The organism is Streptococcus sp. 20925_1_77, assembly GCF_041432125.1.
Classification (GTDB): Bacteria; Bacillota; Bacilli; order Lactobacillales; family Streptococcaceae; genus Streptococcus.
Genome location: NZ_JAPVZB010000027.1, coordinates 1 through 7132, shown reverse-complemented (window position 1 = coordinate 7132; position 7132 = coordinate 1). Strand labels below are relative to the sequence as shown.

Annotated in this window: 5 protein-coding genes and 1 riboswitch; all 5 genes read right to left on the bottom strand. The window is 43.2% G+C overall.

Going from position 1 to position 7132, the window contains the following annotated elements; translation table 11 throughout:
- Positions 1–77 precede the first annotated feature (77 nt).
- Complete coding sequence (locus O3626_RS10110; RefSeq protein WP_070662483.1) at positions 78–668, bottom strand: ATP-dependent Clp protease proteolytic subunit; 591 nt, start codon at positions 666–668, stop codon at positions 78–80.
- Between the two features lie 128 nt (positions 669–796).
- Positions 797–1426 carry a uracil phosphoribosyltransferase gene (gene upp / locus O3626_RS10105; RefSeq protein WP_003005574.1) on the bottom strand — a complete coding sequence of 210 codons (630 nt, stop codon included), beginning with the start codon at positions 1424–1426 and terminating at the stop codon, positions 797–799.
- 222 nt (positions 1427–1648) lie between these two features.
- The gene (mgtA, locus tag O3626_RS10100) at positions 1649–4309 is read right to left on the bottom strand and encodes a magnesium-translocating P-type ATPase (protein WP_371496703.1); all 2661 of its coding nucleotides are present in this window, start codon (positions 4307–4309) and stop codon (positions 1649–1651) included.
- Between the two features lie 207 nt (positions 4310–4516).
- A riboswitch (M-box (ykoK) riboswitch) is annotated at positions 4517–4674 on the bottom strand.
- A gap of 35 nt (positions 4675–4709) precedes the next feature.
- Positions 4710–5873 carry a MalY/PatB family protein gene (locus tag O3626_RS10095; protein WP_371496701.1) on the bottom strand — a complete coding sequence of 388 codons (1164 nt, stop codon included), beginning with the start codon at positions 5871–5873 and terminating at the stop codon, positions 4710–4712.
- Between the two features lies 1 nt (position 5874).
- Positions 5875–6972 (bottom strand): cystathionine gamma-synthase, encoded by a 1098-nt coding sequence (locus O3626_RS10090; RefSeq protein WP_371496699.1) that lies wholly within the window; start codon positions 6970–6972, stop codon positions 5875–5877.
- Positions 6973–7132: the final 160 nt, after the last annotated feature.

Below are 7132 nucleotides of genomic sequence, written 5' to 3'. Positions count from 1 at the left end.
TTGCTCGACAATCCAAAAATAATTGAGAGGCTAGGACTTTTGTCCCAGCCTCTTGATGGACCTTCCCATCGGATGGTTTAACCCAATTTATTATTGGCCATGATTTCATCAATAAAGCCATATTCAAGTGTTTCTTGTGCGCTCATCCAATTATCACGTTCCGCATCAGCATGCACTTTTTCGATCGGTTGACCTGAATTTTCCGCAAGGATTTTTTCCAAGTTGTTCCGTGTTTTGAGCAAGTGTTCTGCTGCGATCGCCATATCGGTTTGTTGGGTACCACCACCAGTACCACCCATTGGTTGGTGAATCATGTACTCGGCATTTGGCAACATGAAGCGTTTGCCCTTCGCACCACTTGAAGCAATGATAGTTCCCATAGATGCTGCCATCCCCATAACAATGGTTTGGACATCTGACTTGATAAAGTTCATAGTATCTACGATGGCAAGACCTGCTGAGACAGAGCCACCTGGGGTATTGATATACATATAGATATCTTTTGTATTATCTTGGGCATCCAAGAAGAGCAATTGAGCGATAATGGAGTTAGCCATTTGGTCCTCAACTGGTCCTGTTACCATGATAATTCGATCTTTCAACAGACGGGAATAAATATCGTAAGAACGTTCTCCACGACTGGTTTGTTCAATAACTACTGGAATCATCTATTCTTCTCCTTTAGTATCCATTCATTCTCACGATTCGTGAGGTTCAAAGTATATGTGCTATTATAAACCAATGGTCAAAAAAGGTCAAATCTTAAGCACCTTTCGTACGAATCATGAATGGCTTCTTATTTGGTACCGAATAAACGGTCACCTGCATCTCCAAGACCAGGAACAATGTAGCCATGTTCATTCAAATGATCATCGAGGGCTGCTGTAAAGATATCAACATCTGGGTGAGCTTCTTGAAGAGCTTTCACCCCTTCTGGCGCTGATACTAGGCAGACAAACTTGATATGGCTAGCGCCACGTTTTTTCAAGGAATCAATCGCTAGAATAGCGGATCCACCCGTAGCAAGCATCGGGTCTACTACAAAGATACGACGTTGATCAATATCTTCTGGCAATTTCACCAAGTATTCAACTGGTTTCAAGGTTTCTTCATCACGGTACATCCCGATATGGCCAACCTTGGCTGCTGGAACCAAACTCAAGAGACCATCAACCATCCCAATCCCTGCACGAAGAATGGGAACAATAGCCAATTTTTTCCCTGCGATTTGCTTTTGAACGGTTTTGGTAATCGGAGTTTCAATTTCAACGTCCTCAAGAGGCAATTCACGCAAAACTTCGTAGCCCATCAACATAGCAATCTCATCTACCAATTCTCGAAAGGCCTTTGTAGAGGTATCTGTACGACGGAGAATAGACAATTTATGTTGAATGAGTGGATGTGTAATAACTTCTAGTTTTCCCATTTTTGAGATCCTTCTTTCTAAGCTGCCATCTTTTAAAAAGGAGCTTGGATTGAGGAAGAGTCAAACTTTCCCTCTTTCTGTTACTCCTTTTTTGATACGCGCAACACGTGGAAATCTTCATTTCCAACTTTATATTCGTCTTATTATACCAAATTTCACCAAAAAAAGAGAGCCCTTACACTTAATTTTTTAAAGTTCGGACTCACTCTTTCTATGGAAAAATCACAACCATTCCTTGTATTTCTTGATATAGATACGTTTGACAACCGTCACACTCAGCATATAGAGGACAATAATCGCAAACAATAGAACAAAGTACAATCCATTGAGTTGGCTCAACTTCAAGATAGGGGCCAAAGGACTATATGGAAGGGAGGTCACAAAGATGGCTGCTGCTAGGGTCGTCACCACAACTGAGAAGGCTGGACGACTTTGGATAAATGGCAATTTTGGTGAGCGCAACATATGAATAACCATAGTTTGCGACCACATGGATTCGATAAACCATCCGGTTTGGAAAACCATGATAAAGGCTGCTGCATCTGCTGCTCCATAGTTGTAGCCATGACCTAAAATCATTGGGACAACAAGGAAGTAGAGAAGCATGTAGGTAATAATATCAAATACGGATGAAATTGGACCGATCCAGGCCATGAAGCGCATAATAGAATTGGCTTCCCAGATACGAGGTTTCTTGAGGAATTCCTTGTCGACATTGTCAAAAGGAAGGGCGATACAAGAAAGATCATAGATGAGATTGAGCACAATCAAATGAACGGGCGCCATGGGAAGGAAGGGTAAAAAGATGCTGGCAAAGAGAAGAGAAAAGATATTCCCGAAGTTAGAAGAAACCGTCATCTTGATGTACTTAGTCATATTGGCATAGACCTTGCGGCCTTCGACCAAACCTTTTTCAAGGACCATCAAGTCCTTATCAAGCAGGATGACATCTGCTGTTTCCTTGGCAATATCCACAGCGGTATCCACGGAGATCCCAACGTCTGAGACCTTCATGGATGGAGCATCGTTGATCCCATCTCCCATGTAACCAACCTTGTGGCCATTATTCTTGAGGCAGAGGATGATCCGCGCTTTTTGATCTGGTGATAGTTTGGCAAAGACCGTTGTTGTTTCCACAACTTGTGCTAACTCTTGGTCTGTCATCGTATCGATTTCGCTTCCCAAAAGAATCCGCTCGACATCTAGTCCTACTTTTTCACAGACAGCTTGGGTGACCTTTTCATTGTCCCCAGTTAAGATCTTGGTGGTTACCCCATATTCTGCAAGAGCTTTGATCGCTGGAGCTGCAGAAGGTTTTGGTGGATCAAGAAAGGCAAGGTAACCAGTTAGGATCATGTCTCGTTCATCTTCAACACTAAAGATGTCATTTTCGTCCAAATCGGTTTTGTAGCTAACACCCAAAACACGAAGTCCTTGTTCATTTAACTGAGCAACTTCAGCGAGGACCTCTTGACGAACTTCATCTGTCAGGCGTTTAATCTCACCTTTGTATTCAACATAAGTCGATACAGAAAGCATTTCTTCCAAGGCACCCTTGGTCACCATGCTGACCACACCGTCTTCGTCTTTGACAATGACACTCATGCGACGACGTTCAAAATCAAAGGGCAATTCATCAATCTTATGGAAGGTTTGATCCAGGTCGCGAACAATTTCATGTTTCTTGGCTTCTTTCTGGGTCCGATTGATAATCGCTCGGTCCATCAAATTTTTTAGCCCGGTTTGGAAATAGGAATTCAAGTAAGCCCGGCGAAGGACTGATAGATCCAACTCGCCATGGATATCAAGCGGATACTCCAAAACGATTTCATCTTGGGTCAAGGTTCCTGTCTTATCAGTACACAAAATATCGATAGCGCCGAGGTCTTGGATGGCATTGAGCTTTTTGATAACGACTTTTTCTTTTGCCATAATGATGGAGCCCTTAGCAAGACTCGCTGTAATAATCATCGGCAGCATTTCCGGAGTCAAACCAACCCCAACGCTGAGGGCAAAGACACCCGCTTCTAACCAGTCACCATCTGTGAGGCCATTGATCACAAAGACAATGGGCACCATGACTAACATGAGCCGAATCAAGAGCCAAGAGATGGTATTCATTTCTCTCTCAAATGAGGTTGGTTCGTCATAAGTGTTGATGGTTTGCTCAATAGCTCCCATCATGGTTTCATCTCCCACGACCAAGACCAAGGCTGTCGCCCGTCCGGAGATGACATTGGTCCCCATAAAGGCCAAACTTTCACTTTCCAAGAGACTATCTAGATTTTGACTGTCGGCTTTTCTGAGACAAACCTTTTCAACAGCATCACTTTCCCCCGTGAGACCAGATTGTTGGACAAAGAAGTCACGGGAATCAATCAAGACCACATCTGCTGGGATCATATCGCCGGCACTCAGTTTGATCACATCACCTACGACGATTTCATCGATCGGAATTTCTTGTTCCGATCCATCACGCAGAACGGTCGCTGTATTGACAATCATACGTGATAAGTTGCTAGCTGCTTTGTCGCTCCGCAATTCTTGAATGAAGCGGATACCACCAGAGATCAAGACCAAGGTCACAATGATGATGGAGGTCGTTGGATCCTGTTCACCTGGTTTTGCTAGCCAGACATTAGTAATGAAGGAAACCAGCGCAATGACCAACAAAATCACCGTAAAAGGATTGATGATCGATTCGTAGATCTTTTTGATCATGGAATCTTCTTGACCTTTTGTGATGACATTTTCGCCATAAATATCACGGTTTTCTTCTACTTTATCGTCAACCAAACCAAGGGCACTGGTTTTGTAGTTGGCAAAGGTGCTTTCAAGTGGTTCTTGAAGAGCAGCAATGAGTCTTTCTTTATTTGTTTGCATTAGTATCTCCTTTTTCAATCAGGAGCCAATCACTTTTGGAGTCCCTACGACACAAATCAGCGATTGGCTGGTTCGGTGCGGTTCGGGATGATCGTCGATTTGTATCATAGCTCTCTCCTTTCTCTTTTCTTGGTAAGGCATAAAAAAGAGTCCTACCCTCGATCGGTAGGACTCATGAAACTCGTCATTTATTTTTCAATCAAAACTCTCAAAAAACTGACCGTCCAAGCTTTAGCTCCACAAGGCAATGAAATGAACTTAGTCTTGACCTTTGCGATCAGAACTGTTGACCAACGAGTAGTGTCTCCACTGCTTTGCGGTAGTCATCCGTATCCTTGTGGTAGCCTCACCTACCGTATTTCGAGTATATTGTACTCCTTCACTTACAGAAAGTCAACACTTATTTGTGAAAAGTTTCCACCAAGCGTTTGGTGATTTCTTCAATGAGGGTGAAGGGAGCTGCCACATTGAGGCGGGCATGCAAGGTTCCTTCTTTTCCGAAATCTGTTCCACGGTTCAAAATCAATTTGGCTTGGTCATGGATTTTAGCATGCAGCTCATCATCGGTATAAGGATAGGCTGAAAAGTCCAACCAAAGAAGATAGGTTCCTTGGGGCTTCATGACACGGATTTTGGTCTTTTCCTGCAATTCATCTACGACATAGTCAATGTGTTTTTCAAAGACTTGCTTGAGCTCTGTCAACCAAGGTTTGCCGTGACGATAAGCCGCTTCTGTTGCAATATAGCCCAATCCTGAGATTTCATGTTGATTATTGGCCAATTGCCGTTGTTTAAAAGCCGTACGAAGCTTTGGATTTTCAATGACCACATAGGAATTTTTTGTTCCTGCAATATTGAAAGTCTTGGTTGCACTGGTTAAGATCAAGCTGAAATCTTTAAAGCTTGGGTCAACTGTGTTAAAGCTGGTATGACGGTGGCCAAACAAGGCCAAATCTTGGTGGATCTCATCTGAAACGAGAAGGACACCATGTTTTTGACAGAGGTGGCCGATTTTTTCCAAGACTTCACGATCCCATACACGGCCTCCAGGATTGTGCGGATTACACAAAACATAGAGTTTCACCTCTTGCTCCACAATGTCTTTTTCCAGCTGATCAAAATCAATTTGGAAAAGACCATCCTTTTCAACTAATGAATTTTCGATCAATTTTCGACGATTGAGCTTGACACTTCGGGCAAATGGAGGATAGACCGGCGTATTGATTAAGATAGCATCCCCTTCCTTGGTGAAGGCTTGAATAGCTGTTGAAATAGCTGGCACAACACCTTCGATAAAGACGATCGCTTCTTTGTCAAAGGAATAGCCGTGCTCATTTTTTTCCCACTCAAGGATAGACTGGTAGAGGCTATCTGAGGCATAGGTGTAGCCGTAGACCATTTGGTCAGCATAGCCAATTACCGCTTCTCGCACTTCTGGAATGACGTTAAAATCCATGTCCGCGATCCAAGCCGGAATGATCTCTGGATCCGTCTCTGTCTCTTTCCACTTATAGGTATGGTGGGTCAAGCGATTGGGTAAAGTCGTGAAATCATATTTGGTCATCTTAAGCCTCCAATGCTTGTTTCAAATCGTCAATCAAATCATCCGCATCTTCGATTCCGATAGACAAACGAAGCAGGTCATCTGTCAAACCGTATGAATGACGAACCTCTGCAGGAATATCAGCGTGGGTCTGAGTGGTCGGATAAGTGATCAAGCTCTCCACTCCGCCCAGACTTTCTGCAAAGGTAAAGACTTGAAGAGAATTTAAAAAGTTAGGAATTTTTTTCTCATCTTGAATTTTAAAGGAGACCATTCCCCCTTTTCCAGTGTAGAGAACTTCTTTAACCTGAGGTGCTGTTTTCAAGAATTCGACCACCTTGCGAGCATTCTCTGTCGAGCGCTCCATCCGAATCGAAAGTGTCTTGATCCCTCGGATCAACAGATAGCTGTCAAATGGGGAAAGAACAGCACCGGTCGTGTTCAAATTGTAAAAGAGTTTGTCATACAGGTCTGGATCATTTGTCACGACAACACCAGCCAAGACATCGTTGTGACCAGCTAGGTACTTGGTTGCTGAATGAAGAACAATATCAGCACCCTCTTCAATTGGGCGTTGGTAAATAGGGCTATAGAAGGTATTATCCACCACGACTTTGGCACCTTTTGCATGGGCCAATTTGGCTAAATGATCAATATCAAATTCCAACATCAATGGATTAGTTGGTGTTTCAATATAGAGGACATCTACTTGATCCTTTTCTAGGTATTGGAGCAGTTCTTCTTCTGTATTGGCATAGGTGAAAGAGAAGCGGCCTTCTTGCTCTTGTTGGTTAAACCAGCGGAAAGAGCCTCCATAAAGGTCACGAACGGCTAAGACTTTTGAACCAACGGGGAAAATGCTAAAAGCAAGCACAATCGCTGACATTCCAGAACTTGTCGCCAAAGCATAGTCTGCACTTTCGATAGTTGCCAAAGTCTTCTCAGCTGTTGCGCGTGTTGGATTTTTTGTACGGGTATAGTCAAAACCTGTAGACTGACCAAATTCTGGGTGTTGGTATGTTGTTGAAAAATGCAACGGAGTCGTCAAAGCTCCCGTCGCTTGATCTGACTTGATTCCTGCCTGTGCCAAAATCGTATTGATATTGCGTTTTTTACTCATATTGCCCTCCGATAATCAATTAATCTAACTGCTTACTATTTTATCACTATTATGAGGAGAGCGGTTTTCCCATTTTCAAGACCCAGCTATAGTTTCAAACTATAAGAAAAGAGAGTGGGACAGAAATCGGTCATTCGTTAGAATTCGATTTCGTCGTCCC